30 protein-coding genes and 1 tRNA gene are annotated in these 26,095 nt (G+C 70.0%); 22 read left to right on the forward strand and 9 right to left on the reverse strand.

Annotated features, from left to right (window positions below; genetic code table 11):
* The first annotated feature begins 24 nt into the window (after positions 1–24).
* Positions 25–96 (forward strand) — tRNA-Thr (locus tag B9G49_RS04815).
* Between the two features lie 19 nt (positions 97–115).
* Here B9G49_RS04815 and B9G49_RS04820 read toward each other — a convergent pair.
* Complete coding sequence (locus B9G49_RS04820; protein WP_086215611.1) at positions 116–532, reverse strand: dual specificity protein phosphatase; 417 nt, start codon at positions 530–532, stop codon at positions 116–118.
* Positions 533–680: 148 nt separating this feature from the next.
* On the opposite strand from B9G49_RS04820, the gene B9G49_RS04825 reads away from it, so the two are divergent.
* The 7 genes from B9G49_RS04825 to B9G49_RS04855 all read left to right on the forward strand — a co-directional run bounded on the left by B9G49_RS04825 (position 681) and on the right by B9G49_RS04855 (position 8,353).
* Entirely contained in the window at positions 681–1,682 is a 1,002-nt protein-coding gene (locus B9G49_RS04825; RefSeq protein ID WP_086215612.1) for a hypothetical protein, read from the forward strand.
* A gap of 96 nt (positions 1,683–1,778) precedes the next feature.
* Positions 1,779–2,717, forward strand: coding sequence for a lipoyl synthase (lipA, locus tag B9G49_RS04830; RefSeq protein WP_086215613.1), 939 nt, complete (start codon positions 1,779–1,781; stop codon positions 2,715–2,717).
* Positions 2,718–2,838: 121 nt separating this feature from the next.
* Positions 2,839–3,960, forward strand: a complete 1,122-nt coding sequence (locus B9G49_RS04835) for a branched-chain amino acid ABC transporter permease (protein ID WP_086215614.1) — start codon at positions 2,839–2,841, stop codon at positions 3,958–3,960.
* A complete protein-coding gene (locus tag B9G49_RS04840; RefSeq protein ID WP_049931673.1) occupies positions 3,957–5,306 on the forward strand; it encodes a branched-chain amino acid ABC transporter permease in 1,350 nt (449 codons plus the stop codon). Before B9G49_RS04835 ends, B9G49_RS04840 begins: the two co-directional genes overlap by 4 nt.
* Entirely contained in the window at positions 5,299–6,252 is a 954-nt protein-coding gene (locus B9G49_RS04845; RefSeq protein WP_086215615.1) for an ABC transporter ATP-binding protein, read from the forward strand. The genes B9G49_RS04840 and B9G49_RS04845 overlap by 8 nt, the downstream gene beginning before the upstream one ends.
* The gene (locus B9G49_RS04850; RefSeq protein ID WP_176455110.1) at positions 6,249–7,070 is read left to right on the forward strand and encodes an ABC transporter ATP-binding protein; all 822 of its coding nucleotides are present in this window, start codon (positions 6,249–6,251) and stop codon (positions 7,068–7,070) included. Before B9G49_RS04845 ends, B9G49_RS04850 begins: the two co-directional genes overlap by 4 nt.
* 116 nt (positions 7,071–7,186) lie before the next feature.
* Entirely contained in the window at positions 7,187–8,353 is a 1,167-nt protein-coding gene (locus tag B9G49_RS04855) for an inorganic phosphate transporter (protein WP_049931675.1), read from the forward strand.
* A gap of 29 nt (positions 8,354–8,382) precedes the next feature.
* On the opposite strand, the gene B9G49_RS04860 is transcribed toward B9G49_RS04855, so the two are convergent.
* Positions 8,383–9,036 carry an undecaprenyl diphosphate synthase family protein gene (locus tag B9G49_RS04860; RefSeq protein WP_049931676.1) on the reverse strand — a complete coding sequence of 218 codons (654 nt, stop codon included), beginning with the start codon at positions 9,034–9,036 and terminating at the stop codon, positions 8,383–8,385.
* Between the two features lie 79 nt (positions 9,037–9,115).
* Here B9G49_RS04860 and B9G49_RS04865 point away from each other — a divergent pair, with 79 nt between their 5' ends.
* The 6 genes from B9G49_RS04865 to B9G49_RS04890 all read left to right on the forward strand — a co-directional run bounded on the left by B9G49_RS04865 (position 9,116) and on the right by B9G49_RS04890 (position 14,353).
* Positions 9,116–9,679, forward strand: a complete 564-nt coding sequence (locus tag B9G49_RS04865; protein WP_049931677.1) for a hypothetical protein — start codon at positions 9,116–9,118, stop codon at positions 9,677–9,679.
* Positions 9,680–9,740: 61 nt separating this feature from the next.
* Positions 9,741–10,211, forward strand: a complete 471-nt coding sequence (locus B9G49_RS04870; protein ID WP_086215616.1) for a DUF5812 family protein — start codon at positions 9,741–9,743, stop codon at positions 10,209–10,211.
* Positions 10,212–10,293: 82 nt separating this feature from the next.
* On the forward strand, positions 10,294–11,178 hold the full coding sequence (gene secF / locus B9G49_RS04875) for a protein translocase subunit SecF (RefSeq protein ID WP_049931679.1): 885 nt from the start codon (positions 10,294–10,296) through the stop codon (positions 11,176–11,178).
* Positions 11,178–12,770, forward strand: a complete 1,593-nt coding sequence (locus B9G49_RS04880; protein WP_086215617.1) for a preprotein translocase subunit SecD — start codon at positions 11,178–11,180, stop codon at positions 12,768–12,770. The genes secF and B9G49_RS04880 overlap by 1 nt, the downstream gene beginning before the upstream one ends.
* Before the next feature lie 180 nt (positions 12,771–12,950).
* The gene (locus B9G49_RS04885; RefSeq protein WP_049931681.1) at positions 12,951–13,655 is read left to right on the forward strand and encodes a metal-dependent transcriptional regulator; all 705 of its coding nucleotides are present in this window, start codon (positions 12,951–12,953) and stop codon (positions 13,653–13,655) included.
* Positions 13,652–14,353, forward strand: a complete 702-nt coding sequence (locus B9G49_RS04890; RefSeq protein ID WP_049931682.1) for a TMEM165/GDT1 family protein — start codon at positions 13,652–13,654, stop codon at positions 14,351–14,353. Before B9G49_RS04885 ends, B9G49_RS04890 begins: the two co-directional genes overlap by 4 nt.
* Positions 14,354–14,384: 31 nt before the next feature.
* Here the strand turns inward: B9G49_RS04890 and rnhB are convergent, their stop codons facing one another.
* From rnhB to B9G49_RS04905, 3 genes are all read right to left on the reverse strand, one after another.
* Positions 14,385–15,092 carry a ribonuclease HII gene (gene rnhB, locus B9G49_RS04895; protein WP_086215618.1) on the reverse strand — a complete coding sequence of 236 codons (708 nt, stop codon included), beginning with the start codon at positions 15,090–15,092 and terminating at the stop codon, positions 14,385–14,387.
* A 48-nt stretch (positions 15,093–15,140) separates the two neighbouring features.
* Positions 15,141–15,512: a 30S ribosomal protein S8e gene (locus tag B9G49_RS04900; RefSeq protein ID WP_049931684.1), complete on the reverse strand. Its 372-nt coding sequence runs from the start codon at positions 15,510–15,512 to the stop codon at positions 15,141–15,143.
* Positions 15,513–15,702: 190 nt separating this feature from the next.
* Positions 15,703–17,337, reverse strand: coding sequence for a TrkA family potassium uptake protein (locus B9G49_RS04905; RefSeq protein ID WP_086215619.1), 1,635 nt, complete (start codon positions 17,335–17,337; stop codon positions 15,703–15,705).
* 110 nt (positions 17,338–17,447) lie between these two features.
* Here B9G49_RS04905 and B9G49_RS04910 point away from each other — a divergent pair, with 110 nt between their 5' ends.
* The 4 genes from B9G49_RS04910 (at position 17,448) to B9G49_RS04925 (ending at position 19,544) form a co-directional block, all read left to right on the forward strand.
* Positions 17,448–17,846: a helix-turn-helix domain-containing protein gene (locus B9G49_RS04910; RefSeq protein ID WP_086215620.1), complete on the forward strand. Its 399-nt coding sequence runs from the start codon at positions 17,448–17,450 to the stop codon at positions 17,844–17,846.
* Positions 17,843–18,121, forward strand: coding sequence for a hypothetical protein (locus tag B9G49_RS04915; protein ID WP_086215621.1), 279 nt, complete (start codon positions 17,843–17,845; stop codon positions 18,119–18,121). Before B9G49_RS04910 ends, B9G49_RS04915 begins: the two co-directional genes overlap by 4 nt.
* 94 nt (positions 18,122–18,215) lie before the next feature.
* On the forward strand, positions 18,216–18,917 hold the full coding sequence (locus tag B9G49_RS04920) for a helix-turn-helix domain-containing protein (protein WP_049931690.1): 702 nt from the start codon (positions 18,216–18,218) through the stop codon (positions 18,915–18,917).
* Between the two features lie 81 nt (positions 18,918–18,998).
* Entirely contained in the window at positions 18,999–19,544 is a 546-nt protein-coding gene (locus B9G49_RS04925; RefSeq protein WP_086215622.1) for a DUF1684 domain-containing protein, read from the forward strand.
* 118 nt (positions 19,545–19,662) lie between these two features.
* Here B9G49_RS04925 and dpsA read toward each other — a convergent pair whose 3' ends face one another.
* Positions 19,663–20,211, reverse strand: coding sequence for a DNA starvation/stationary phase protection protein DpsA (gene dpsA / locus B9G49_RS04930; RefSeq protein WP_086215623.1), 549 nt, complete (start codon positions 20,209–20,211; stop codon positions 19,663–19,665).
* Between the two features lie 79 nt (positions 20,212–20,290).
* Positions 20,291–21,136, reverse strand: a complete 846-nt coding sequence (locus B9G49_RS04935) for a carbon-nitrogen hydrolase family protein (protein WP_086215624.1) — start codon at positions 21,134–21,136, stop codon at positions 20,291–20,293.
* 87 nt (positions 21,137–21,223) lie between these two features.
* Here B9G49_RS04935 and B9G49_RS04940 point away from each other — a divergent pair, with 87 nt between their 5' ends.
* The 4 genes from B9G49_RS04940 (at position 21,224) to B9G49_RS04955 (ending at position 24,094) form a co-directional block, all read left to right on the forward strand.
* Positions 21,224–21,895, forward strand: a complete 672-nt coding sequence (locus tag B9G49_RS04940; RefSeq protein ID WP_086215625.1) for a hypothetical protein — start codon at positions 21,224–21,226, stop codon at positions 21,893–21,895.
* Positions 21,896–21,919: 24 nt separating this feature from the next.
* Positions 21,920–22,918 (forward strand): A/G-specific adenine glycosylase, encoded by a 999-nt coding sequence (locus tag B9G49_RS04945; protein ID WP_086215626.1) that lies wholly within the window; start codon positions 21,920–21,922, stop codon positions 22,916–22,918.
* Positions 22,919–23,028: 110 nt separating this feature from the next.
* Complete coding sequence (locus B9G49_RS04950; RefSeq protein ID WP_049930667.1) at positions 23,029–23,427, forward strand: DUF5778 family protein; 399 nt, start codon at positions 23,029–23,031, stop codon at positions 23,425–23,427.
* 28 nt (positions 23,428–23,455) lie between these two features.
* A complete protein-coding gene (locus tag B9G49_RS04955; RefSeq protein WP_049930665.1) occupies positions 23,456–24,094 on the forward strand; it encodes a CocE/NonD family hydrolase in 639 nt (212 codons plus the stop codon).
* Positions 24,095–24,109: 15 nt separating this feature from the next.
* On the opposite strand, the gene B9G49_RS04960 is transcribed toward B9G49_RS04955, so the two are convergent.
* Entirely contained in the window at positions 24,110–25,354 is a 1,245-nt protein-coding gene (locus B9G49_RS04960; RefSeq protein WP_086215627.1) for a glycosyltransferase family 2 protein, read from the reverse strand.
* 187 nt (positions 25,355–25,541) lie between these two features.
* Positions 25,542–26,093 carry a hypothetical protein gene (locus B9G49_RS04965; RefSeq protein ID WP_086215639.1) on the reverse strand — a complete coding sequence of 184 codons (552 nt, stop codon included), beginning with the start codon at positions 26,091–26,093 and terminating at the stop codon, positions 25,542–25,544.
* Positions 26,094–26,095: the final 2 nt, after the last annotated feature.

Here is a 26,095-nt window from a genome sequence, read left to right on the forward strand (position 1 = left end):
AATCCGGTCAACGACTGAGTGCGTGCCTGGGTAGCTTAGCGGTAAAGCGCGTCCTTGGTAAGGACGAGACCCCGAGTTCAAATCTCGGCCTAGGCTCTTCCTGCGACCTCGCCGCTCATTCGCTACCTTCGGTTACGAACGTCGCCGCCCGCCGGACCAGCGCGTCGTGCGGGTCGACTTCGGATCGCCGCGCGAGCACCTGCTCGAACGCCTCGTCGAGGCCCCTGTCCGTCAGTCGCGCCATCGCCGCCGCGGCGACCGCCGGGCTGCGGGAGGCGCCGGCCGAGCAGTGAACCAGGACGCGCTGTCCGGCCTCGCGCCGCTCCACGACCGTCTCCGCGGCGGCGGCGAACGCCTCGTACTCGTTTCGCGGCCCGTCCGTCATCGGCGCGTCGACGCGAGCGACGGCGCCGGTGTCCGGGTCGTCGTACGTCAGCGACACGACGGCGTCGACGCCGCGGCGCCGGAGCAGCGACTCGTCTTCGGCGTCCGACATCGTCCCCACGAGGAGCCCGGGGGCGACCTCATCCATTTTTACACACGCCGTTGGCCGGCCGTTCGGACGCGACCGAATTAAACGCACCTCGTTCGCGGCACGGTTTATCCGACGACCGACGGCGGTCGGGAGCTCGCCGCCAGTACGCGGTTCCTTTATTTCCCGTCGCCGACCGACAAGCCACATGGGCAAACACGAGCGCGGCTGGGTCGAGGCCACGGAGAAGCTGACGGCGCAGCTCGCGAACGGCGCGGAGCCGGACGCCGACCTCGAAGAGCGGGGGCGACCCGATCTCGGCGAGGCGCTCGCCGATCGGCTCCGGAGCGACTTCCCCGACCTGACCGCGGTTCGCCACGCCGGCAACTCCTACGACTCGCTGGGCGATCTGATCGTCGAGTCGCCCGACGGGGAGACGTTCGTCGAGGCCAAGTTCGTCGCGAGCGGCGGCACGCGGGCGAACCTCGGGCAGGACACGCTGACGCAGTTCGGGCTCTTCGAGGACGCGACGGCGTGGAGCGACTTCCGCGAGGAGATCAGGTTCCCCGAGGACCGCGAGGCGCTCCTTCGCGAGTTCGACGGCTACCCGGACGACGTCCGCGACTGGTCGTACAAGTCGGCGGTGTACGACCGCGCGAAACACCTCAAGAACGTCCTCGACGTCTCGCGGGGGCAGAACACGGGGTCGCGGGCGGACGAGGTCCTCGCGGACTCGGACGCGACGGAGAGGGAGCGCGAGGCGGCCCGGATCGTCAACGCGATCCTCGACCTCGACCGCGAGGAGAAACTCGCGTACTTCGACCACCTCCGCGAGGCCGAGCAGAACCCGCGCAACGTCGAGACGTTCGCGCACCTGATCGTCTGCGGCTACCACACCGCCGACGCGCTCGAAGCACACTTCGACGACGACCTTGAAGAGATCAAGCGGCTGCTCGAAGCCGACGCCTACCGCCTCTACGAGGTGAACAGGAACAGCGGGACGGTGTCGGTCGAGAACCCCTCGGAACTGCTCGCCGGGTTCGACTGGCGGGACACCCGCGTCGAGATCCCGGAAGACGGGACCTCCGTGAGCGTGGTGACGGGACCGCCGGGCGACCGGCGGCGCGTGCTGAACATCGCGTACAACTGGAAGAACAAGTTCCAAGGGATCCAGACGCCGTCGATGAACGTGTTTGTCCCGGAGGCATGAGCCGGGGCGGTCCCGAGGCGTGAACCCGCGGTCGGCGAGACCCCGGGCCGCCTCGGCGACCCGCATCCTTTTGCGCTCGGACGCTAAGGATCATCCATGTCACGCGGCCGCCGGAAGCCGGACTGGCTGAAGTCGCGCCCGCCGTCCGGGAGTCGGTTCACGGAGATCAAGTCCACCCTCCGCGAGCACGACCTCCACACGGTCTGCGAGGAGGCGAACTGCCCGAACATGGGCGAGTGCTGGTCGGGGAACGACGGCCCGGGCACGGCGACGTTCATGCTGATGGGCGACCGCTGCTCGCGCGGCTGTAACTTCTGCGACGTCGAGACGGGCGGGATGGAGCCGCTCGACCCGGACGAGCCCGCCAACGTCGCGGACGCGGTCGCGGAGATCGGGTTAGACTACGTCGTCCTCACGTCCGTCGACCGCGACGACCTCGCCGACAGCGGGTCGGCGCACTTCGCCGAGACGATCCGGGCGATCAAGCGCCGCGACCCCGAGATCCTCGTCGAGACGCTCATCCCGGACTTTCAGGGCGACCCGGAAGCGATCGATCGCATCATCGACGCCGGGCCGGACGTGATCGCCCACAACGTCGAGACGGTCGAGCGCCTCCAGTGGCCGGTCCGGGACCGCCGCGCGAACTACGAGCAGTCGCTCGCCGTCCTCGATCGGGTCGACAAGAGGTCCGACATCCACACCAAGACGAGCCTCATGCTCGGCGTCGGCGAGTACGACCACGAGGTGTACCGGACGCTCGGCGACCTCCGCGAGGTCGGCGTCGACGTGGTCACCTTCGGCCAGTACCTCCAGCCCTCGCGCTCGCACCTCGACGTGTTCGAGTACGTCCACCCCGACGTTTTCGAGACGTGGCGGCGGGTCGCCGAGGAGGAGTTCGACTTCCTCTACTGCGCGTCGGGCGCGATGGTCCGGTCGTCGTACAAGGCCGGCGAGCTGTTCGTCGAGGCGCTGTTGCGCGAGGGCCGCTCGCCGGAGGCGGCGCGGCGTCGGGCGCGGGCCGCGGGCGGCGACTGAGGCCGCGTTCGGGACGCGGCGGGGGGTGACAGCTGTCAGGCGCTTTCGAGGTATCGATGTTTGTCCGAACAGCGAGTTATTTACCGCTCGGTGATCCACCCTGTGTCAGTGAGACGTACACATGGGAACAACTGACTCGTCGATCGTCGACGCGGCGCGGGCCCGGCCGGGGCTTCTCTTCGTCGTCCTCCTTGCGGGCCTGCTCCTCGTCGACCTCGCGGCGAAGCTCGCGGGTGTCGGCCTCGGCCCGATAGGAGGGTCGCTCTCCGTCGACCGGCTCGGCTCGAACCTCTGGAACGGGGTCGTGATCGGCCTCGTGATCGGGCTCGCGGGGATCGGCCTCTCGATGACGTACAGCATCCTCTCGTTCGCGAACTTCTCGCACGGTGACCTCGTCAGCGTCGGCGCGTTCTCCGGGTGGGGCGTCGCGTTCCTGATCGCCGGCCTCGGCGACATCCCGGTCCGCGCGCTCCTGACGGTCCGCGACGCCGGGAACGCCTCGCCGGGCGACATCGGCGCGCACATCCTCACGACGCCGGGCGCGATCCTCGTCGGACTGGTCGCGGCGTTCGTCGTCACGGCGCTGCTCGCGGTGGCGCTCGACCGCGCGTTCTACAAGCCGATGCGGGATCGCGACGGGATCTCCCTGCTCATCGCCTCTATCGGCGCGGCGCTCATCGTCCGTTACCTGCTCCAGTTCGGGTACGGCTCCGACCGGCGCGGCGTGACCGCCAGCGTCGACGCGTCGAACCTCGCGTTCGACCCGCTCGGGCTCTCGGTGAACGCGCACGAGCTCACCATCCTCGTGGCCGCGGTCGGACTGATGCTCGCGATACACGGCATGCTCCAGCACACGAAGCTCGGCACCGCGATGCGGGCGATGGCCGACAACAAGGACCTCGCGCTCATCACCGGCATCCCGGCCGAGCGCGTCGTCACCGCCACGTGGATCATCGGCGGCGGGCTCGCGGGGGCGTCCGGCTACCTCTACGTGCTGCTCCGCGGGACGATCCAGTTCGACTTCGGCTGGCTCCTCCTGCTCCTCATCTTCGCGGCCGTGATCCTCGGGGGGATCGGCTCGGTGTACGGCGCCATCGTCGGCGGCCTCGTCATCGGCGTCGTGTTCACCACCTCGACGATCTGGATCCCCTCCGACTTCAACCAGGCCGCCGCGTTCGCCGTGATGATCCTGATGCTGTTGTTGCGCCCAGAGGGACTGTTCGGCGGGGTGACGACCGCATGAGCGACGCCGACGCACCCGGCGGCTCCGCCTCCGGGCCGTCCGCGGGCGGGTCGGAGGCGCCCGAGAGCGCGACGGCGGCGCTGGTCGAGGCCGCCCGCGAGAGCGACCTCGGGCTCGTGGTCGGGACGCTGCTCGCGATCTACGCCGCGGCGACGCTGCTGACGTTCACCGACGGGCTCAACAGCGTCGTCGGACTCCTAGAGACGCTGACGTTCCTCGGGCTCGTCTACGCGCTCACCGCGCTCGCGTTGAACCTCCAGTGGGGGTACACCGGCCTCTTCAACATCGGCGTCGCCGGGTTCATGGCCGTCGGCGTGTACACGATGGGAATGGTCGTCCGTTCGCCGGACCCCGCCTTCGGGCCGCCCGGGCTCGGACTGCCGCTCCCGGTCGGCATCGTCGCCGGAATGGGCATGGCGGCGCTGCTTGGCGGGGTCGCCGCCCTGCCGGCGCTGCGACTCAAGGCCGACTACCTCGCCATCGTGACGCTCGGCCTCTCGGAAATCGTCCGCCTGTCGCTCCAGTCGAGCGCCTTCGACAACTTCCTGCGCGACACGATCGGCGCCGGAACGGGCGGGGGTCGCGGGATGGGGATGCCGGACAACCCGGTCCGCGACCTGTTCCTCGTCGACGGGCAGGCGGGGACGCCGACCGCGTTCGGCGACCTCGTCTTCGGCGTCTTCGGGAGCGATGGCCTCGGCATCTCGCAGCCGATCCTCATTGGGTGGGGGTACATCGCCGTCCTCGCCGCCTTCCTCGTCGGCTTCTACCTCCTGCTCGAACGCCTCGGCCGCTCGCCGTTCGGCCGGACGATGAAGGCGATCCGGGAGGACGAGCTCGTCGCCGACTCGCTCGGCAAGGACGTGAACCTCGTGAAGATCAAGGTGTTCGTCATCGGCTGCGCGCTGATGGGGCTCGCTGGCATCCTCTGGTTCGGTAGCCAGGGCAACGTCTCGCCGACGCCGCAGTTCCGGCCGCTCCTCACCTTCTACGTGTTCATCGCGGTGATAATCGGCGGGTCGGGGTCGAACACCGGCTCCGTCCTCGGCGGGATCGTCTTCGCGGCGGTACTGTTCGAGGGGCCCCGCCGCGTCGGCGGGACGGTCCGGGGACTCATCGACGCGCAGACGCCGCCGTCGTTCGCCGACGCGGTCGCCTCGCTGGACCCGGTGACGTTCCTCGCGTACGCGACCGAGAACGTCGCGCCGCTCCAGTTCGTCTTCCTCGGGCTCGTGCTGGTGTTCATCATCCACCGACGGCCCGAGGGGATCCTCGGCGACCGGATCGAGACGGCCGCGGCCGTCGACCTCTCCGAGCGGCCCGCCGGAGGTGAGAGCGATGAGTAGCGACGCCCCCGACCCGAGCGACTCCGCCGAGACCGACGCGGACGCGCCCAACCCGGGAGACGTCGCCGCCACCGACCCCGTCACCGCGACGACGGACGGAACGATCGGCGAGCCCGAGGCGAACGACAGCGAGGTGGAGGAGGCGGCGAAACACGTCCCGTCGGGGTCTCCCTCGGGGACACCCCCGCTCCGCGTGGAGGGGTTGGTCAAGCGCTTCGGCGGCGTCACCGCCGTCGACGGCGCCTCCTTCGAGGTCGAGTCCGGCTCGCTGACCGGGCTCATCGGGCCGAACGGCGCAGGCAAGTCAACGACATTCAACTGTATCACCGGGGTCCACGAGCCGACCGGCGGGTCGGTGTACTTCGAGGGCGAGGAGATCACCGGCCTCAAACCGCACCAGATCGCGCGGGAGGGGCTGGTTCGGACGTTCCAGATCGCCCGCGAGCTCTCCGAGATGACCGTCTTGGAGAACCTCATGCTCGCGCCGCAGGGGCAGCTCGGCGAGTCCGCGATCCGCGCGGTGACGCCCGGGCTCCGCGGCGCCGTCGTCGAGGAGGAGACCGCGCTCCGCGAGCGGGCGTGGGAGACGCTGGAGTTCTTCGAGATCGATCACCTCGCGCACGAACACGCGGGGAACCTCTCCGGCGGACAGCGGAAGCTGCTGGAGATGGCCCGGGCGCTGATGACCGACCCCGAGATGGTGCTGCTCGACGAGCCGCTCGCCGGGGTCAACCCGACCTTAGAGGAGAAGCTCCTCGACCGGATCCACGACCTGCGCGCGGACGGCTACACCTTCCTACTCGTCGAGCACGACATGGACATCATCATGGAGAACTGCGAACGCGTCATCGTCATGCATCAGGGCAGCGTGCTCGCCGAGGGGACCGGCGACGAGATACGGAACGACGAGCGGGTCATCGAGGCGTACCTGGGTGAGGAGCTATGACGGCCGACGCAGCGGCGGACGACGCGGAGACGACAGCCGCCGAGACGGAAGCGAGCGAAGCCGGTGATTCGGACGCGACTGCCACCGCCGGCACCGACCACGCGATCGACGGCGACGCGATCCTTCGCCTGCGCGACCTCGACGCCGGGTACGGCGACCTCCAGATCCTCTCCGACGTGGTCCTTGACGTGGCCGACGGGGAGTACGTGACCGTCGTCGGGCCGAACGGCGCCGGGAAGTCGACGGTGATGAAGACCGTCTTCGGGCTCACGACCCACATGGGCGGGACCGTCGAGTTCGAGGGGGAGCCGATCCACGGGCTGGCGCCCGAACAGATCATCCGCGAGGGGGTCGGCTTCGTCCCGCAGAACGACAACGTCTTTCCCGGACTCAGCGTCCGCGAGAACCTCGAAATGGGCGCGTACATCCTCGACGAGGTGCCTGAAGACCAGATCGAGACGATCTACGACCGCTTCCCGATCCTCAGGGAGCGCAGCGAGCAGAAGGCCGGAACCCTCTCCGGCGGGCAACGGCAGATGGTCGCGATGGGGCGAGCGCTCATGCTCGACCCCGACCTTCTGCTGCTCGACGAGCCCTCGGCCGGCCTCGCCCCGGACCTCGTCTCCGACATGTTCGACCGGATCGACAGGATCAACGATGGGGGGACGGCGGTGCTGATGGTCGAGCAGAACGCGAAAGAGGCGCTGCGCCGCTGCGACCGCGGGTACGTGCTGGTGAACGGCGAGAACCGCTACACCGACCGCGGCGACGTACTGCTCGCGGACGAGGGCGTGCGACAGGACTTCCTGGGCGGGTAGCCGTCCGCCGCGTCGCACTCGTGTCAGGGGTCGGCGGCGACGCGAGGGCAGGGGGCCGGTGCCGACGCGGACGGACCCCGTCCGTTTAACAGCGCGTGCGTCGTCTGTTCTCGTATATGGTCGAAGCTCTTCTTCTCGTCGGCGTCGCGGTGGCGGCGTTCGTCGGATACAACATCGGCGGGGCGACGACGGGACCGGCGTTCGGGCCCGCGGTCGGCGCGGACGTGCTATCGAAGGCCGGCGCGGCGGGGCTGATGTCGGTGTTCTTCTTCGTCGGGGCGGGGACACTGGGCCAGCGCGTCGTCACGACGCTCGGCGAGGACCTCGTCACCGGGGCGAACGTGTTTACGCTGGAGACGAGCATCATCGTCCTCTTTTTCATCGGCGGCGCGCTGTTCGTCGGCAACTTCGCCGGCGTCCCGGCGTCGACGTCGATGACGGCGGTCGGCTCCATCGCCGGGCTCGGGATCGCGACGAACACCCTCGACTGGGCGGTGATGGGCGAGATCGCGATCTGGTGGCTCGTCGCGCCGATCATCGGGTTCTGGGTCTCGGGCGTCGTCGGCCGCTACTTCTACTCGGCGATCGACCGCTGGGTGGCGATCGAAAGCACGGAGGGTGCGCTGTTCGAGTTCGACCGGTCGGGGCCGATACCGCGCCCGACCCTCGGCCCGAACACGACCCGACGCGAGCTGACGGGAGGGGTCGTCGTCATCGCGATCGGCTGCCTGATGGCGTTCTCCTCGGGCACCTCGAACATCGCGAACGCCATCGCGCCGCTGGTCGCGCTGGACGGCGTGGAGATGACGCCGATGATCCTCCTCGGCAGCGCCGCCGTCGCGGTCGGCGCGTTCACCATCGCCCGACGGACGCTCGACACGCTCGGTAACGACATCACCGACCTCCCGCTGACGGCCGCCATCGTCGTCGCGGTCGTCTCCTCCGGGATCGTGATCAGCCTCTCCGCGGTCGGCATTCCGGCGTCGTTCGTCATCATCGCGACCATGTCGATCGTCGGGCTCGGCTGGGGGCGCGCGACCCGCACGGTGACCGTCCGACAGGGGATCAAAGGCGAGAAGGAACCGACGGTCTCCGTCGGGGCGCTGACGGCCGACGAGATGCCGGCGATCGGGGAGGGCGACGCGAGCGACGTCCCCTCGGCGTCGGACCTGTTCAACCCGGGAACGAGCGCGCGCGTCGTGCTGATGCAGAACGTCGTGCCGATCCTCTCGACGGTGGGCGCGCTGGTGACGTTCACCGCGCTCTTCGCGTTCGTCTGGTAGCGGAACTCGACGGCCGCGGTTCGAGCGCGTCAGCGGCCGAACCGGCGCTGTCGGTCCTGGAAGTCCAAGACCGCGCGGAGATACTCCCGCCTGCGGAAGTCGCGCCAGTTCACGTCGGTGAAGTAGAGCTCGGCGTACACGGACTGCCAGATTGCGAAGTCGGAGAGCCGCTCGGCGCCCGTCTTGATGACCAAGTCGGGCTCTTCGGGGAATAGCAGCCGCTCCGAGACGTCGGCCTCGTCGATGGCGTCCGGCGTGATCTCGCCGGCCGCGACGTCGTTCGCCAGTTCGCGGACGGCGCCGGCGAACTCCGCCTTACCGCCGAGGCCGACCAGTATCCGGACCGGCGCGTCGGTGTCGCCCGCGGCGGAGTCGCCGCCGAGGTCGCTTCCCGCTTCCCCCGGCGCGTCGGCGTCTGGGCCGCGGACCACCGTCTCCGCGGGGACATCGAGCCGGCGGAGCTCGCGGATCAGCGTCGGAGCCACGGCCCCGTCGAGGACGGAGACGGAGACAGTGACGCGCTCCGCGCCGTACTCGAACGCCCAGCCGATGGCCGACGACAGCGTGTCGAACGCGCCGTCGGCGAGGAGGTCCCGCTCCGTGAGGACGAGGGCGACGTGCGCCGGCGGCTCGGCGTCGTGGAGACGGTGGCGCGTCGCGAGATACGTGTCGTAGAGACCCACGTCAGGGGGATCCGGTCGCGCGTATAAATGGTTTCCCGACGACGAGGGGTTTAATTCGCTGACGCCCCTATCGGAGTCGATGGCAGACGCCTACCGCGGGGTGTTCGGCGCGATCCCGTACGCGTTCCGCGCGACCGAGTCCTGGACGATGCGGGCGTACGCCGCGCTCGGCGCGCTGGCGGCCGGGTTCGTCGCGCTCGTCGTCACTCTCGCCCTGGTCGTCTGGATGGGCGAGACCGTGTCGGCGCAAGGGGGGACGTTCCTGTTCTCGCGGTCGCTGTTCGTGGTCGCCGGGCTCGGCGCCGTCGGCCCGCTGCTCGCGCCGATACTGTTCGTCGCCCGGCGCCACCGCCGCGGCGACCGGGTCGCGGCCACGTACGACCGGTGGATGGGAGTCGCCGGCTTCCTGTTCCTGCTCTCGTTGTACCTCGGAATGGTCATCTCGGCGCCCGAGGGGCTCCGAGACCCGAGCGGCTCCGTCCTCGTCAACGCGCTGTACGCGCTCCCGCAGCTGGCGGGGTTCGTCCCGCCCGTCGCGGCCGCGCTCGCCGTCTTCGCGACGCACTTTCGACTCCGCGGCGGGACTGACGACGGCGCGGCCGTCGACGGCGACGCGTCGGGCGACGCCGGCGGGCCGGCGTGAAACGACGGCCCGTGGCCGCGGCTCGAAAGCCGGAAGTCGTCAGAGCGACTAGCCGGGCGCAATGACCGACGAGAAGGAGAGCACGTTCCTCGTCACGCACGTCGAGAGCGACTCGGCGGTGCTGAAAGACGTCCACGACGGACAGGTTCACACGCTGAGCTCGAACCCCGGCCTCGACGTCGACGACGCCGTCGAGGCGACCGTCGCCCCCGACCCGCCGATGGAGGTCACCTATCAGGTGGTCGAGGTCGACGCGCGCCGCGCGCTCTCGATAGAGGAGAGCCCGGAGCCGCCGACCGTTCACGAGCGCGAACTCGCCGCGGAGACCTCGACGGGAGAGCTCTCCCGGCAGGAGCGCGCGGGCGTCGGCGAGGTCCACGTGCTGACCCCGCCGGAGTCGGAGACGGAGGCGGCGGTCGCGGACGTGATCGACGACCGGGAGGGGACGCTCTCGCGCGCCGCCCGACTGGGCGTGAACCGCGTCGAGATCCGATCGGAGCCGGGCGTCGTCGCCGTGCGGTACCTCCCGTAACGCGGGGGGTTACAGCCTCGGTCGCCGCCGTCGGCCCACCAGATAAGAAGGCTTATTCGCGCCCGCGGAGGAAGCGGTATTTATGGTAGCGATCGAGGTGCCGGAAGTCAACTACACCGACTACTCGAACCGGCAGCTCGCGGCGGTGCCGCTCGCGTTTCTGGTCCTCGCGCTGGCGATCATCGGCGGCTGGGTCGTCGCCACCGGTGCGCCCGCGAACCTGGGACTGGAGTTCACCGGCGGCGTCGAGCTGCGAGTCGCGGACGACGCGAGCGGCGACGTCGAACAGCAGATCCAAACGGCCTTCGAGCGGGAGCCCGACTCGGTCCGAACGATCCCCGGCGACGACGTCGTCGTCGTCACGTTCCAGGCGTCACAGGACGATCCGGAGGGGCTCGCGAACGATCTCCAAGACCAGGCGGAGGCGGCGGGACTGACCACGACCGCGGTCGATCAGGTGTCGCCGAGCTTCGCGAGCGACACCGCGCGGACCGCCATCATCGGCGTGGCGATCGCGTTCCTCGGGATGAGCGTCCTCGTGTTCGCGCTGTTCCGGACGTTCGTCCCCTCGCTGGCGGTCGTCGCGTCCGCATTCTCCGACCTCGTCATCCCGATCGCGGCGATGAACCTCCTCGGCATCCAGATGACGCTCGGAACGATCGCGGCGCTGCTGATGATCATCGGATACAGCGTCGACTCGGACATCCTGTTGAACGACTCCGTGCTGCGACGGACCGGCGAGTTCTACGAGTCCGTGAGCCGCGCGATGCGGACCGGGGTGACGATGACGCTCACTTCCATCGCCGCGATGGTCGTGATGGCGATCGGCGCCTCGGTGTTCGGGGTGGGGCTCCTCCGTGACATCGGGATCATCCTCGCGGTCGGGCTCTGCGCCGACCTGATGAACACGTACCTGATGAACGTCTCGCTGCTTCGCTGGTACAAGTTCGAGGGGGTGGCGCGGTAATGCTCGAACCGATCAAGAAGAACTGGCGAATCCTGCTGCTCGTCGTCGTCGTGATCGGGTCGTCCGTGGCGCTCTTCGCTCCCGGGTTCGGGCCGGAGCCGGCGCCCGGGGAGAACGTCAGCGAGGCCCAGCAGGGGGTCACGAACCTCCAGTACGGCCTCGATCTGGCGGGCGGGACGCGGGTCCGCGCGCCGCTTTCGGGATACACCGCGACGGATGTCGCGTTCGGCGGTGACACGCCCGAGAGCGTCGCGGACGCGGTCGCGGCCGAACTGGACAACGCCTCCGTCCGAAACGTCGGCGTCGTTCCGGAAGAGGGCGCGGTCGAGGTGACGAAGCCGTCCGTGACGGAGTCCCAGTTCCGCGCGGCGATGGACGCCGCGGGCTACGAGTACGCGGAGGTTCGGTCGGGTGTCACGCAGGAGACGCGCGACGAGACGATGAACGTCATCCAGGGGAAGATCAACGAGGCGGGCCTCTCGGGCGGCAGCGTCCAACAGATCCAGTCGATCACCGGGGAGTACTTCATCCTCGTCGAGGTGCCGGGGCAAGGCCGGCAAGAAGTGATCGACCTCCTCGAGGAGCGCGGGACCGTCCGGATCGACATCGCGTACCCGGACGGAAACGGCACCGCGGTTCAGGAGGGAACGCTGACCCAAGGCGACTTCGAGACGATCGGGACCGCGGCCCAGAGCGACCGCGGTACCGGAGCGTACGTCCCGGTCACGGTGCGCAACACCGCCGAGAACGGCCAGTCGCCGGCGCACTCCTTCCAAGACGCCGTGGCGCAACGCGGCTTCGCCGACGCGTACCAGACGGGGGCGGACCGGTGCGGATACAACGAGGAGACCGGTGAGATAGAGAACTCGAACCCGTGTCTCCTGCTCGTCGTCGACGGCGAGGTCGTCAACTCCTTCGGGATGGACCCGGGCCTCGCGGACAGCATGGCGGCCGGCTCGTGGGCCGACACCGGGAACTTCCGGCTCACGACGGGCGAGTTCGCCGAGGCGCAGACCATTTCGCTGAACCTCCGCGCCGGCGCGCTCCCGGCCGACCTCGACATCAGCGGCGAGGGGACTTCCTCGTCCATCTCGGCCTCGCAGGGTGAGAACTTCCGGACGTACTCGCTGGTCATCGGCGTGCTCTCGGTGTTGGCGGTCGCCGGGATGGTGTTCCTCCGCTACCGCGAACCGCGCGTCGCGCTCCCGATGATCGTCACGGCGCTGACGGAGGTGTACGCCCTGCTCGGGTTCGCGGCGCTGCTCGGCTACCCGCTCGAACTCGCGGTGATCGCCGGCTTCATCGCGGTCGTCGGGACCGGTGTCGACGACCTCGTCATCATCGCCGACGAGGTGATGAGCGAGGGCGACGTGAACTCGAAGAAAGTGTTCGACTCCCGGTTCCGGCGGGCGTTCTGGGTGATCGGCGCGGCCGCGGCCACGACCATCATCGCGATGTCGCCGCTGATGGTGCTGTCGCTCGGCGACCTCTCCGGGTTCGCCATCTTCACCGTCCTCGGCGTGCTGGTCGGTGTGCTGATCACCCGGCCAGCGTACGGCGACATCCTGCGCCGCCTGCTGACGGTAAAATAAGCCGACCGACCGCGCGTCGGCGACCCCTAATTCTCGACCGGATGTGACGTTCGATCGGTTTCCGATCGCTCACAGCGACGGTTTTCGAGATCACCGTTTCGACTCGCCTCTCGTTATGCCTTTGGCAAGAACAGAAAACGCATCCGACAAACTATTAATTTAGACCGGTCAAAAACGTCTATGCCGACCGACGCCGTCGAAGATTATCTCAAGTCGATCTATCGGATCGAGTCGCGGGTGGGACCGCCCGTCTCGACCTCGCAGATCGCGGACTCGCTCGACAAGACCCCCGCGACGGTGACAAGCATGGTGGAAACGCTCGCCGACCGCGGCCTGCTCTCCCGCGAGAAGTACACGGGCGTCGAGCTCACGCCCGCGGGCGAGGTCGCCGCGCTGGAGGTCGTCCGCCGACACCGCCTCATCGAGGCGTTCCTCGCAGAGCAGCTGGACTACGAGGCGACCGAGGTCCACGACGAGGCCGACGCGCTCGAACACCACGTCAGCGAGGAGTTCACGCGTCGGGTCGAGCGCGTCCTCGACTACCCCGCCGCCGACCCGCACGGTGACCCGATCCCGCCGGCCGACCTCTCGACGCCGGAGGACGCCGGGACGACGCTCGTCGCGGCGCTGGATCCGGGCGAACGGGGAACGGTCGCCCGCGTCAGCGACCGCGACCCCGACGTGCTGGAGTTCCTCGTCGACGCCGAGATAACGCCCGGAACGACCGTCGAGGTCGTCGATATCACCTCCTTCGGGCTGGTCACCGTCCGGACGAGCGACGGGGACGAACACGGGCTGCCGGAGGCGGTCGCGGACCGCGTGTACGTCCGCCGCGCCGCGGAGTCGACCGCCGCGACCGACGGTCAGGAGGCGGGCGACGCATGACCGGCTACGTCGAGATCGTCGCGATTGCGTTCGTGACGCAGCTCGCGGTGCTGCCGGGCGAGAAGGTACAGCTGATGATCGCCGGGCTCTCCACGCGGTACGATCCCAAGGTCGTCGTCGCGGCCGCCGGCTCGGCGTTCGCCGGGTGGACTGCCGTGGAGATCGCGTTCGGGCAGGCACTCCAGTCGGCGCTCCCGCCGGTCGTGTTGGACGCGATCACCGCGGTGTTGTTCTTCGTCTTCGCGGTCCTGCTGTACCGGTCCGCGCCGTCGCGCGGGACGACCCCGGAAGCGGAGCGCACCGACGGCGGCTTGGCCGCGTTCGACGACCTCTCGCTCCCGGGGCGGCTCGACAGGTACTCTGGGTCGCTCGGCGGCTTCTTCCCCATCTTCCTGCTCACCGCGACCGGCGAGTTCGGCGACAAGACGCAGCTCGTCACCATCGGCCTAGCGGTCCAGTACGGCGCGACTTCGGCCATCTGGGCCGGCGAGATGCTCGCGATCATCCCGGTGAGCCTCGCGAACGCCTACTTCTTCCACACGTTCGCCGGCCGGGTCGACATGCGGCTCGCGCACTTCGGCTCCGCGCTGCTGTTCGCCTTCTTCGGCGCGGACACGGTGCTGGCGATCGCGACCGGCTTCTCGGTGTGGGAGACGATCGTCGGGACGCTCGGCGGGGTCATCGCCGGGCTGTTCTGAGGGCTGAGCGCCGAGCGGCTCCGGCCCGCTTTCAGAACTCGTCTAACGCCGACTGCTCGGCGGCCGCCAGCGCGTCCTCACAGGTCGCCCACGACTCGCGCGCACAGTCGGGTAGCGCCCTGTGGTCGCCGACGTACGCGGCGAGGAAGGCTCGCGTGGCCGGGTCGCTCGGGTAGCCGCTCCCGATGTCGTAGTCGGGATACGTGGCGTCGAGGTCGGCCATCGCGGCGTCGCGGACCACCTTGGCGACGACGCTCGCCGCGCCGACGACGGGGTCGTCCTCGTCGGCGCCGTGGGCGGCCGTCACGTCGACCGCGGGGTGGGCCCCATCGTCGCCGCGGGCTCCGTCCGCACCGTCGCCCTCGACGAACTCGCCGAGCCGCCGCGCGAACCGCTCCTCGCTGGTGTCGCCCGCGTCGGCGACGACGCGGACCGGTTCGGCGACGCCAGCGGGGAGGTCGGCGAGGGCGTCCCGGACCGCCAGCGCCTGACCGCGGACGGTGAGGGTGTTCATATCGGTGTCGGGGCGGTCGATCTCGTCGGGGTCAACGCGGACGACGCCGACGGCGACGGCCGGGTCGCCCCGGAGGACTGCCGCTATCTCCTCGCGTCTGGCCGGCGCGACCCGCTTCGAGTCGTCCACGCCGGCGGGGAGGTCCGCCGGGTCGGCGGCGACCGCCGCCGCGACCATCGGTCCGAGCGCGGGTCCCTTGCCGGCTTCGTCGACGCCGAGGTACACGCGTCGCTGGTGGGCGTGCGGGCTGAAATACCTTCAGAAAGGCCGCGTTCAGTCGAGCAGGACCGCGTTGACCTGGCCGGTCTGGCCGGGGCGGGAGGTGACGCGTGCGCGGCCGGCGGATGTCTCGATGACGGCGCCCTTCGTGACGATGTTCCGGCGGGCGTAGTTGACGTTCGCGGGGTTGTCGACGACGTTCTCGATCTCGGCCTCGCTGACCTCGCCGTCGTCGGCGACCTGCGCGACGTTCGTCGAGAGGGCGCGGACCTTCTTCTCCGTGCCGCGGGAGTCGATGTACTGGAGTCGGGTCTCGCCGACGGTCGTCTCGGCGGGCTCGCGGCCGAGCTGGTGGCGCTTCTTGTTCGAGGCGTGCTTGAGTCGGCCGCCGGTCCGCTTGCGCGTGGAGCGTCCCTGGTCTTTCATACGGATACGAACAGCCAGCGAATACTTGAACCGTTCGACTCGTCGCGCCGAGACCGGCGGCGCGAGCGGGAGCAGCGGCGAGAGCCCGCTCGAATCCGCGGCGCGGGCCGAGTCAGCGCCGCGAGCCCGCTCGAATCCGCGGCGCGGGCCGAGTCAGCGCCGCGAGCCGAGCGGGCGAACCGACCCGGCTCTACGCGAACGCGCGCTCGAACGCGCGGACTCCCTCGTCGGTGCCGACGACGACGAGCTCGTCGCCCCGCTCGACCCGCGTCTCCGGGCCCACGTCGGTGACGAGCTCGTCGCCCCGCTCGATCGCGATGACGGTACAGCCGGTGGTCTCGCGGACGGCGGCCTGTCCGACCGTCCGGCCGACCAGCGCGGACGCCTCGGTCCTGACGACCTCGACGTGGGTGTCCAGCGAGAGCACGTCTCGGTCCGCGAGCACGGCCGACGCCGACATCCGCCCGGTCACCGTCGAGAGCGAGAGCACGTAGTCGGCCCCGGCGCGGTGCATCTTCGGCACGCTCTCGGCGTCCTCGACCCGCGCGAGCAGCTCCACGTTCGGCGCCAGGTCGCGCACCACGAGCGTCGCGAACTCGGCCGTCGTGTCGTCGGGGAGCGCGAGGACGACCGTCCGCGCGTCCGCGACGCCGGCGTCCCGCAGCGTGTCCGGCTCCGTCGCGTCCCCGACCACGTCGATCGCCTCGGCGCCGTCGCGGTCGACGACCGTCACCGGCAGGTCGGCCGATTCGAGCGCGTTCGCGACGGTCTTCCCGACCTGCCCGTGTCCGATGACGACCGTCTCGCCCGCGCCGAACCGGCGGGCCGCCGAGTTCGTCAGGTTCACGAGCCGCTCCACCTGTCCCTCGGTCCCGGAGACGAGCAGAACTGTCCCCGCAGACAGCGTCGCGTCCGGCGGCGGCGCCGCCTCGAACGCGCCGTTGAACCACGCGCCGATCACGTCGACGCCGGTGCGCTCGCCGATCCGACTCCCGGCGAGCGTCGATCCGGCGAGGCCGCTCCCGTGGTGGATCGACACCTCCGCGATCCGCAGGTCGCCGACCGCGACCGCCTCGTCGAGGTCGGTCCGCACCGCCGTCGTCACCTTCGAGGCGAGGCTCTCGCCGAGCAGCGACCGCGGGGAGAGCACCTCGTCGGCGCCGGCGAGCCGGTGGTACCGCTCTCGGCTCGGGTCCTCGACGACGCTTATCGCGCGGACGCCGGTCGAGAGTTCCTTCGCGGCGAGGACAATGCTCGCGTCGACCCGGTCCGAGAGGTCGGTGACGAGGGCGCGGGCGTCGCCGAGGCGGGCGCTCTCGAGCCCCGCCGTCGTCTCCGGGTCGGCGCGGATCACCATGTGACCCGCCTCGTACAGCGCCAGCGCCCGGTCCGGGTCGGGTTCGACGACGACGTAGGTGACCCCCTCCGAGTCGAACTCGTCCAGGAGCGCGTCGGAGCGCGTGGTGTCGGAGGCGACCACGACGTGGCCGCTCAGGTCCGCGTCCAGCGACCGGGGGACGGTCGTCGAGAACGCGGACTCGAGGAGCGGCGTGGCGACGACCGGCAGCGCCCCGATGAGAAGCACCATGCCGACCAGGTCCATCACGGCGATGAACGCGTGCATCTCCTGGCTCTGCCACGACGAGGCGTCGCCACCGAACCCGGTCGTCGTGAACATCTCGATCGCGAATTGGAACGACTCGATCAGGGTGCGCGGGTCGTTCTCGTACACCCGCATCCCCCACCGGTAGGAAACGGTGGTGGAGACGAGTACGACGGCCACGAACGCGATGTACCCGCCGACTCGACGCTTCCACGTGTCCATGGTATCGCCGTACGGCGGCGCCACACAAAAGAGGGAGGAGTGGCGGCCGCGAGCCCCGCCGCCTCGGCGGAAATTCAATGGTTTAAGTCCCGGGGGCCGAACCGTCACGCATGGTGCGGGACCCGTCGCGAGAGCCGGAGCCGCCGTCGGTCGACGAGGTGCTCGACGCGCTGGCCGACGACGCGGCCCGTCGGATCGTCGCGGCGCTCACCGAGCCGAAGACCGCGAGCGAACTCTCCGAGGAGTGCGACATCCCCCTGTCGACGACCTACCGGAAACTGGAGATGCTCACCGACGCCTCCCTGCTGTCGGAGTCGACCGACATCCGGCGGGACGGACAGCACACGACGCGGTACTCGGTGTCGTTCGACGCCGTCACCGTCTCGATCGGCGACGGCGACGAGGGCGACGCGGGCAGCCGCGAGTTCGACGTGGAGTTCTCTCGGCCGGAGCGGACCCGAGACGAGCGACTGGCCGACCTGTGGTCGGAGCTACGAGAGGAAACATGACTCCCTACATCGACCTGACGATCATCGTCGCAAAGACCGCCATCCTAGTGCTCGGTGGCAGTATCACCTACTACGCGCTCCGCGCGTACGACCGGACCGGCGACCGGTCGCTGCGCGAACTCGGCGTCGGCTTCGGCATCGTCACCGTCGGGGCGCTGTTGGGCGGCGTCTCCCACCAGATTATCGGCGCCGACCTCGCGGTCGGCATCGCCGTCGACGGCCTCCTCACGGCGATCGGGTTCACGGTCATCGTCTACTCGCTGTACTTAGAGTGAGCCGCGGCCGCGTCCTCGACCAGGCCGGGCTCCGGTCGGTTTCGACGCGCGACGAACGGTACCCTTTTGCGGCGTTCGGTCGTCCGTTCAGGCCATGAGCGACGCACGCGAGGAGCTCTCCCGCCGGATCGCCGGCGAGATAACGCTGAGCGACGACCCGGGCGCGACGCTCCGGAAGTGGCGGACCGACTTCGACGTCTCGCAGACGGAGCTGGCCGACCAGCTCGGCGTCTCCTCGTCGGTCGTCTCCGACTACGAGAGCGGCCGGCGCGAGAGCCCCGGGATCGGCGTCGTCCGGCGGACCGTCGAAGGACTCCTCGACATCGACGAGCGCCGCGGCGGCGGCCGCCTCCGACAGCACGCTCGGGTGCTCTCGGCCGGGTTCGAGAGCGACATCGTCCACGACCTCCGCGAGTACTCGACGGCGGTCCCCCTGGCGGACTTCTACGACGCGATGGGCGCGACGGAGGTCGTCCGCGGCGACCACGACCACGTGAACGGCCACACCGTCATCGACTCGATCCAGGCGATCACGCGGCTCTCCAGCGAGGAGTTCTACCGGCTGTACGGCCAGTCGACGAACCGCGCGCTCGTGTTCACCCGGGTGACGCGCGGCGAGTCGCCGCTCGTCGCGCTGCGGGTCGTGAGCCCGACGCCGAACGCCGTCGTGCTCCACGGGATCGAGGACGGCGACCTCTGGGACCACGCCGCCGACCTCGCCCGGGTCGACGGCGTGTCGCTGGCCACGTCGAACCGCGACCTCGACGACTGTCTGGCCGACCTCCAGGCGCTGTGACGGCGTCGCGACCGCTTCAACGGTAGAGACACCGGCGCCGGAACCGCGAGCCTGAAACCGCCGGCGCTCGTCGGACCGGGCATGAGCGAGGACTACGCCGAGCGGCTCCGCGCGAACCGCCGGGAGAAGGACGAGTTCTTCGACGACCACCCGCAGTCGCCCATCCCCCCGGAACACCGGGACGAGTTCGACGGGCTCGACTACTTTCCCCCGAACCCGGACTACCGCGTCGAGGCGACCGTCACCGTCCACGACGACCCCGAGCCGGTCGAGATGGAGACGACCGCGAGCAACCCGGTCCGGTACCTCCGGATCGTCACCTTCGCGCTCGAGATTAACGGGACGGAGCACACGCTCGCGGGCTACCGCCAGGAGGGCGACGACGGCGCCGTCTTCGTCCCCTTCCGCGACAAGACGACCGGCCAGCAGACGTACCACCAGGGTCGGTACATGGAGCTGGCACCCGAGCGCGAGCTCGCCGACGGCGACGCGGTCACGATCGATTTTAACCTCGCGTACAACCCCTTCTGCGCGTACAGCGAGACGTTCTCCTGTCCGCTGCCGCCGGAAGAGAACTGGCTGGAGGTCGTCGTCCCCGCGGGCGAGCGGGCCCCGGACCTCGACTGATCGGCGAGGCGATCGGGAGTACAATCGGTGACGCGGTCGACTGCGCGGCCGCTACGTAGCGCGAAAAAGCGGAAAATCGAACGTCGGGACGTGCCGGAAGCAGTCCGCCGGGGCCGGTCTACTCGAGCGTCTCGCTCGTGACGAGCGTGTCGTCTTCGAGGTAGTGCTCGAGGTGGTGGCCGTGTTCCTCGACGTCTTCGAGGATGTCACGGAGCTGCTCTTCGGTGTTGTAGTCGCCGAGGTTGTTGGCGAGCTGGATGTGCTCGCGGAGCTGCTCGGTGATGTCGCCGAACATCTCGAGGTCGTGCTCCAGCGACGTCCGGATGTCGTAGGCGTCGGCGTCCTCGGGGGTCACCGGTGCGTGCTCCTCGTAGTTCGCGCCGCCCGAGAGCGGCACGCCACCGAGCGCCTGCGCGCGCTCCGCGAGGACGTCGGCGCCCTCTTCGAGGTCCTCCGCGACCTCGCCGAGGTACTCGTGGATGCCGAGGAACTCGGCGCCCTCGACGAGCCAGTGGTGCTTCTTGACCTGGTGGTAGAGGACGTACGTCGCCGCGAGGTCGCTGTTGAGCGCGTCGACGAGCTGTTCTGCCTTCTCCTCGGGGACGCGGAGCGCTTCGCTCTCGTGAACGTCGCCGTATCGCTGACGTGACTGCTTCTGGGTGCTCATTTCAACTATACATACGCGCGCGACCTACTTAATAGTTCCTACTGAGAAAACTACTTTTTCGAAACTGGAAAGAATAGTTTCAGATGTCGTCGACAGCCCCCACCAGATCGCGCTGCGCGGAGAGCGTGTCTCGGTCGAGGGTCGCGGTCAGCGTCGTCGGTTCCCGGCCGAGCTCGGCGGCGACCGCGCCGTCGGGGCGGACGACGAGGGAGTTGCCCGCGTAGGTCGCCGCCTCCGCCGGACGCGCGCCGCCCGCGGTTCCCGTGCGCCCCGCGCCGACGGTCCACCTGACCCCGTCGAGCGCGCGCGCTCGGACGAGGAGCCGCCAGTTCGCGACGTGGTCGGCGGGCCACGCGCCGACGACGACGAGGGCGTCGACCGCGCGCTCAGCGAACCACGCGCTCTCCGCGACGAAGTTGAGGTCGTAGCAGGTCAGCAGTCCGGTCGGTCCGGCGGGCGTCTCGACGATCACGCGGTCGCCGCCGGGCTCGACCCACTCCGCCTCGTCGTCCCACAGGTGTCGCTTGCGGTAGGCGGAGAACTCTCCGCCGCCGTCCTCGGAGGACCCTCCCGGCGGGACGTACGCGGTCGCGTTGTATACGGCGTCGCCGTCCCGTTCGGCGTCGCCGTCCCGTTCGGCGTCGCCGTCCCGTTCGGCGTACCCCGCGACCACGGCCGAGCCGGCGGTCTCGGCGACGGATTCGAGCCGTGCGCGCGCCACGTCCCGGGACAGCGCGGCCTCCCGGAGCCGTTCGTCGGCCACGAACCCCGTGAGCGCGTACTCGGGAAACACGGCGAGGTCGACGCCGCTCGGCAGGTCGGCGGCCCGATCTCGAAGTCGGTCCGCGTTCGCGTCGACAGCGAGGTCCTCGACCGGGACCTGCGGGACGGCGACGGTCGGATCGTCGGAGGAGCGATCGGTCACGCGGCGGGCTTCGACGCGGCGGCCAATAACGTTCGGCCTCTCCGTCCGGCCGCAAAGACGATACGCCCGCGGCGACGACCGGCGAGCATGACCTTCGGCGACCTGTTCGAGCGCGCGGCCGCGCTCGGCAGCGACCCCGACGAGGCGGACGTGCGACGAGCGCTCGACGCCGTGCGCTCGACGGCGGACGGGAACGGTGGCGATTCCGGGGGCGACGGCGACTCCGGCGGTGAGGGGAACGAGGTGACCGACCCCCTCGATCCCAGCCCAGCCCGCGTCGTCGCCGGTGCGGACGCGCTCGCGGCTGATCTCCTCCTCGGCGGCGACGCCCGTGAGGCGCTCGACGCGCTCCGGTCGCACGCGTGGACGACGCTCGTCGCCAGCGACCCGCTCCTCGACGACGCCGAGGCGGTGATCGCGTCCCTCGCGGAGCCGGAGCTAGCGGCAGACTGGCGCGACGCGGTCGAGGCGTGGCGCGAACCGGTCACGCAGCCCTCGGGCGATCATCCCGCGCTGGCGTCCGCCTACCGCGGCGGCGCGATGCAGGTGATAAGCCTCGACCCCTCGCTGACCGGGCCGGGGGCAGCGGCCGGGCTACGCGACAGACTCCCCGTGAGCGTCCGGGAGTCGCGCGCGTTCGCGACGGTGTTCGACCCGGCGAAGCTGTATCCGGACGCGGTCGGCGGGGAGTACCCCGGCCCCGACCGCGACCCGCGGACGATGGCGCCGGCCCGCACCGACGGGGACCAGCACCGATAAACCGCCGCCGCCCGGACCGAGGATATGACCGACTCGGACGGTGCGGGCGACCGCGCCGAGGGCGATAGCGGCGGCAGCGAGGGCGGAGGCGCTAGCGGCGAGGGTGGTCCCGAGGACGCGCCGGAGCTCCCCGCCGACCGCGACGCGGTCCGCGACACGCTCGTCGACTGGTACGAGGCCGACCACCGCGCGTTCCCGTGGCGCCGCACAGAGGACCCCTACGAGATCCTCGTCAGCGAGGTGATGAGCCAGCAGACCCAGCTCGACCGGGTCATCCCCGCGTGGGAGGATTTCCTCGACGAGTGGCCGACGACCGCCGACCTAGCCGCCGCCGATCGAGCCGACGTGGTCGCCTTCTGGTCCGACCACTCGCTGGGGTACAACAACCGCGCGAAGTACCTCCACGAGGCGGCCGGACAGGTCGAGGACGACCACGACGGGACGTTTCCCGAGGACCCAGACGGACTGAGCGAGCTGATGGGCGTCGGACCCTACACCGCCAACGCGGTGGCGTCGTTCGCGTTCAACAACGGCGACGCCGTCGTCGATACCAACGTGAAGCGGGTGCTGTATCGGGCATTCGACGTCTCGGACGACAACGACGCGTTCGAGCGGGTCGCGTCCGCGCTCATGCCGGCGGGCGAGTCGCGGGTGTGGAACAACGCGGTCATGGAACTGGGCGGCGTCGCCTGCGGGAAGAGCCCCAGCTGCGACGAGGCGGGGTGCCCGTGGCGCGAGTGGTGCCACGCGTACCAGACTGGCGATTTCACCGCGCCCGACGTGCCCGAACAGCCCAGCTTCGAGGGGAGCCGGCGGCAGTTCCGCGGTCGGATCGTCCGGCTCCTCGGCGAGCGCGACGAGATGGGCCTAGATACGCTTGGGCACCGAATCCGCGTCGACTACGCTCCTGACGGCGAACACGGTCGCGAGTGGCTCCGCGGGCTCGTCGACGACCTCGCTGACGACGGGCTAGTCGAGACCGACGCCGACGAGGACGGCGTCGTCGTCTCGCTTCGCCGTTAAAACGGAGTCGTCGTCTCACTTCGGTGCGCCGCGGAGACGCGTCGGATCCGAGGAGCCACCCCGCCCCGCGAACCGTCACCCGTTTATTACGGGAGCCGGAAGGGAGAGACATGAGCGAGACCGTCGATTCGGACCTGTACACCCGCGCGAAGGCCCTCTTAGAGCCCGGCGACATCGAGCTGGTGGGCTGTATCGTCCACACGAATCTCGAGGGTGAGGAGGACCTAGAGATGCACGAGCTGACGGTCGCCGCCAACGAGGTCATCGCCGAGCACGCGGGCAAAGGCGAGACGTACATCGAGGCCGGCAACGACGACACGGACTTCTCGTCGAACCAGTTCCAAGGACTGACGCTCGACGACGAGGCGTTCGTCTGGGAATGCCAGCAGCTCCTCCGCGACGGCACATTCGACATCGTATTCTACTACGAGGCGACCGTCGATCAGGAGGCGCTCGCGGGCGACCTCGTCGAACTCGACGGCGTCGATCGCGTGACGCAGGTGCCCTGACGGGCGTCGACCCGACCGCCCGATCCCGATGAGCGACACCGTCCTGATCCCCGGCGGTCGCGACGTGCGCGCGACTCTTGATACGGCCGCGAGCGACGCCTCGGCCGACGCGCCGTCCGCGGATGCGGTCGTCGTCGCTTGCCCGCCGCATCCCCAGCAGCGCGGCCACCGAGGCGACGAGCGGCTGGTGGCCGTCTCCGACGCCGTGACCGACCGCGGCGTCGACTGCCTCCGCTTCGACTACGGCGACTGGGACGAGGGGTACGGCGAGACCACCGACGCGGACCGGGCGGTCGGCTGGGCGCGCGAGCGCTACGACCGCGTCGGGCTGTTCGGCTTCTCGTTCGGCGGCACGGTCGCGCTCGTCGCGGCCGCGTCGCGGCCCGAGCTGACGGGCGTCTGCGCGCTCGCGCCGACCGCCCGCCTGAACCCCGACACCGACGCGGTCGACGCGCTCGGAGAGATAGTCGACCGGGGCGTCCCGGTCCGCGTCCTGTACGCGACGCGGGACTCGACGGCGGACTGGGAGCCGGTGGTCGAACGTGCGACGGAACTGGGCGTCGAGACGGTCGCGTTCGAGTCCGATCACTTCTTCGTCGGGCGGAGCGGAAAGGTCGGCGAGGCGGTCGCGGCGTTCCTCGGGCCGCGGCTTCGCGACGGGTCGTAGCCGCGCTCGGAGCGGTTACTCGCTGCCGACCTTCGTCGTCACCCGGAACGTCTCCGGCGGGTTGACGATCCCAGCGACCGTCCCCATCGAGTGGACGACGGTGATGAGCGGCGCCAGCGGCACCGCGAGCGCCCAGCGGCGGTGGTCGTCGCCGTAGTACCGGACGCCGAGCAGGAACCAGCCCAGCGTACAGAGCGCCAGCCCCATCGACGCGGCGAAGAACAGCCCGCTGTGCGCGATGGTCACGCCCAGAAGCGACAACGGGACGACGAGCAGGGTGACGATCGGCGAGAGCGCCCACGCGTAGTTGCGGACCCTAGTCAACAGCTCGTAGCGCAGGGGGAGCATCGTCGACGCCCGGACGTTCCCGGCCGCCCAGCGGCGGCGCTGCTGGAGGATCTCGTACAGCGAGGGCGGCGCCTCGTTGCGGCAGACCGCGTCCGAGAGCGCGAACGTCACGTCGAGCTCGCGGGGGGCCGCCCAGACGAACGCGGTGTCGTCGACGAGCGTCTCACGGTCCCACGTGGTTTCGTCCTCCACCTCGCTGCGGACCGCGATGCCGCCGCCCCACGCGAACAGGGGAATCGAGAGGCGCGCGAACGCGCGCTGTTCGATCTGGACGCCCATCCGGTACATGTCCGCCAAGTAGCTGAGATTCGACCCCGTGAGCCGGGGCTTCTCGCGGAGCTGAACGATGTCAGCGTCCGGGAGCCCGTCGAGCGACTCGACAACGCTGTCCTCGTCGAGGTAGAGGACGAACGCCTTCCCGCAGTCGAGCGACTGCCGTGCCCACTCCTGCGCGCGGCCCTTCCGGACCGCGTCGCACGTGAACGCCTCCGGGACGGCGTGGACCGTCGCGCCGGTCACGTCGACGGGCGACTCCGCGATCACGTGAACGTCGTCGAGCCCCTCCGGCAGGGAGTCGACGGTCTCCTGAACGACCTCGACGGCGTCGACGGTCATGATGCGGACTTGGATCTCGTCGAGGCCGTACTCGTTCGGCGGCGTCTCGTGGCCCGCACCCACGACCGCCGCGAACACGAACCAGACGAGCGCGGTCGCGCCGAAGAGGAGCGTCACGCCCCAGAGCGCGAGCCCGAACAGCGACCCGAGTCCGCCGTCGGCGACGGCGGTGGTGACCGCCGCCTGCCCGGGAGCGCCGCCCGGGCCGGCGACGACGGTCGGTGCGAACAGCGTCGCGAGGCCGCCGACGACGAGCGCCAGCGTCACCGCGATCAGTGCGATGCGTTCGGTGTTCATCGTGGCCCCACCTCCCGCCCCGTGCCCTATGAACCGTCCAAACGCTACAGCGGGATTCGGCCGCGTTTCGGCCGAATTTACGCGCTCAATTCCGTCCAACTCGAATAAATCGCCAGAACGCAGTGCTATGGCGTGTGTTAGTTGGTGACGCGTTATTGAAACGCACGAACTGCCGGTGCGCGCCGGCTCACGCCGCCCCGTCGTCGCGCGCGCACCGCAGGTCATCGATCAGTTCGGCCGCCATCCGCTGGCCGCGGGCCGGGTCGTACCCCTCCATCCGCAGGTGCGCCAGCGGGGCCACGTACGGGTTCCGCTCCCAGTGCGCCCACACCTCGGTGGCGCCGTCGGGCGCGGGGAACAGCCGGACGTGGACCTGCCAGTCGCCGGTGAGGCCCTCGGGCCGGTGGACGAAGCTGCCGACCTCGTGGACGGCCTCCCCGTCGCGGTCGTACGCGTGGAAGTAGGCCCGGATGAGCTCGGAGAAGCCCTGCTCGGGGAGTTGTTCGCGGGTCTCAGCGGGGGTCGTCTGGAGCGTTCCGGCGTACTCGTCGGCCGGCGGCGGCAGCACTCGGACGTGATCGGGGGCGCCGTCGTCGGGCAGCAGCGCGAGCAGCTTCCCGACCGCGAGCCTGACGCGCCAGAAGCCGACGGCGCGGCCGACGAGGAAGACCGCGGGCGCGGCGAGCGAAAGGGCGGCGAGCGCGCGGACGAGCCGAGTCCGTCGACCTCCCGGCGGCATCG

It is taken from the genome of Halorubrum sp. SD683, assembly GCF_002135045.1.
GTDB classification, from domain to species: Archaea; Halobacteriota; Halobacteria; order Halobacteriales; family Haloferacaceae; genus Halorubrum; species Halorubrum ezzemoulense.

Excerpts from the sequence above, each read along its gene's own strand:
- B9G49_RS04855 (WP_049931675.1), top strand. The coding sequence starts at position 7,187 with ATGGTCGAAGCTCTTCTTCTCGTCGGCGTCGCGGTGGCGGCGTTCGTC.
- B9G49_RS04890 (WP_049931682.1), top strand. The coding sequence starts at position 13,652 with ATGACCGGCTACGTCGAGATCGTCGCGATTGCGTTCGTGACGCAGCTC.
- B9G49_RS04870 (WP_086215616.1), top strand. The coding sequence starts at position 9,741 with ATGACCGACGAGAAGGAGAGCACGTTCCTCGTCACGCACGTCGAGAGC.
- B9G49_RS04940 (WP_086215625.1), top strand. The coding sequence starts at position 21,224 with ATGACCTTCGGCGACCTGTTCGAGCGCGCGGCCGCGCTCGGCAGCGAC.
- B9G49_RS04845 (WP_086215615.1), top strand. The coding sequence starts at position 5,299 with ATGAGTAGCGACGCCCCCGACCCGAGCGACTCCGCCGAGACCGACGCG.
- B9G49_RS04840 (WP_049931673.1), top strand. The coding sequence starts at position 3,957 with ATGAGCGACGCCGACGCACCCGGCGGCTCCGCCTCCGGGCCGTCCGCG.
- B9G49_RS04915 (WP_086215621.1), top strand. The coding sequence starts at position 17,843 with ATGACTCCCTACATCGACCTGACGATCATCGTCGCAAAGACCGCCATC.
- B9G49_RS04960 (WP_086215627.1), bottom strand. The coding sequence starts at position 25,354 with ATGAACACCGAACGCATCGCACTGATCGCGGTGACGCTGGCGCTCGTC.
- B9G49_RS04925 (WP_086215622.1), top strand. The coding sequence starts at position 18,999 with ATGAGCGAGGACTACGCCGAGCGGCTCCGCGCGAACCGCCGGGAGAAG.
- B9G49_RS04885 (WP_049931681.1), top strand. The coding sequence starts at position 12,951 with ATGCCGACCGACGCCGTCGAAGATTATCTCAAGTCGATCTATCGGATC.
- B9G49_RS04945 (WP_086215626.1), top strand. The coding sequence starts at position 21,920 with ATGACCGACTCGGACGGTGCGGGCGACCGCGCCGAGGGCGATAGCGGC.
- B9G49_RS04835 (WP_086215614.1), top strand. The coding sequence starts at position 2,839 with ATGGGAACAACTGACTCGTCGATCGTCGACGCGGCGCGGGCCCGGCCG.
- B9G49_RS04820 (WP_086215611.1), bottom strand. The coding sequence starts at position 532 with ATGGATGAGGTCGCCCCCGGGCTCCTCGTGGGGACGATGTCGGACGCC.
- B9G49_RS04880 (WP_086215617.1), top strand. The coding sequence starts at position 11,178 with ATGCTCGAACCGATCAAGAAGAACTGGCGAATCCTGCTGCTCGTCGTC.
- B9G49_RS04900 (WP_049931684.1), bottom strand. The coding sequence starts at position 15,512 with ATGAAAGACCAGGGACGCTCCACGCGCAAGCGGACCGGCGGCCGACTC.
- B9G49_RS04950 (WP_049930667.1), top strand. The coding sequence starts at position 23,029 with ATGAGCGAGACCGTCGATTCGGACCTGTACACCCGCGCGAAGGCCCTC.
- dpsA (WP_086215623.1), bottom strand. The coding sequence starts at position 20,211 with ATGAGCACCCAGAAGCAGTCACGTCAGCGATACGGCGACGTTCACGAG.
- B9G49_RS04850 (WP_176455110.1), top strand. The coding sequence starts at position 6,249 with ATGACGGCCGACGCAGCGGCGGACGACGCGGAGACGACAGCCGCCGAG.
- lipA (WP_086215613.1), top strand. The coding sequence starts at position 1,779 with ATGTCACGCGGCCGCCGGAAGCCGGACTGGCTGAAGTCGCGCCCGCCG.
- B9G49_RS04865 (WP_049931677.1), top strand. The coding sequence starts at position 9,116 with ATGGCAGACGCCTACCGCGGGGTGTTCGGCGCGATCCCGTACGCGTTC.
- B9G49_RS04825 (WP_086215612.1), top strand. The coding sequence starts at position 681 with ATGGGCAAACACGAGCGCGGCTGGGTCGAGGCCACGGAGAAGCTGACG.
- B9G49_RS04965 (WP_086215639.1), bottom strand. The coding sequence starts at position 26,093 with ATGCCGCCGGGAGGTCGACGGACTCGGCTCGTCCGCGCGCTCGCCGCC.
- secF (WP_049931679.1), top strand. The coding sequence starts at position 10,294 with ATGGTAGCGATCGAGGTGCCGGAAGTCAACTACACCGACTACTCGAAC.
- B9G49_RS04910 (WP_086215620.1), top strand. The coding sequence starts at position 17,448 with ATGGTGCGGGACCCGTCGCGAGAGCCGGAGCCGCCGTCGGTCGACGAG.
- B9G49_RS04955 (WP_049930665.1), top strand. The coding sequence starts at position 23,456 with ATGAGCGACACCGTCCTGATCCCCGGCGGTCGCGACGTGCGCGCGACT.
- B9G49_RS04920 (WP_049931690.1), top strand. The coding sequence starts at position 18,216 with ATGAGCGACGCACGCGAGGAGCTCTCCCGCCGGATCGCCGGCGAGATA.
- B9G49_RS04905 (WP_086215619.1), bottom strand. The coding sequence starts at position 17,337 with ATGGACACGTGGAAGCGTCGAGTCGGCGGGTACATCGCGTTCGTGGCC.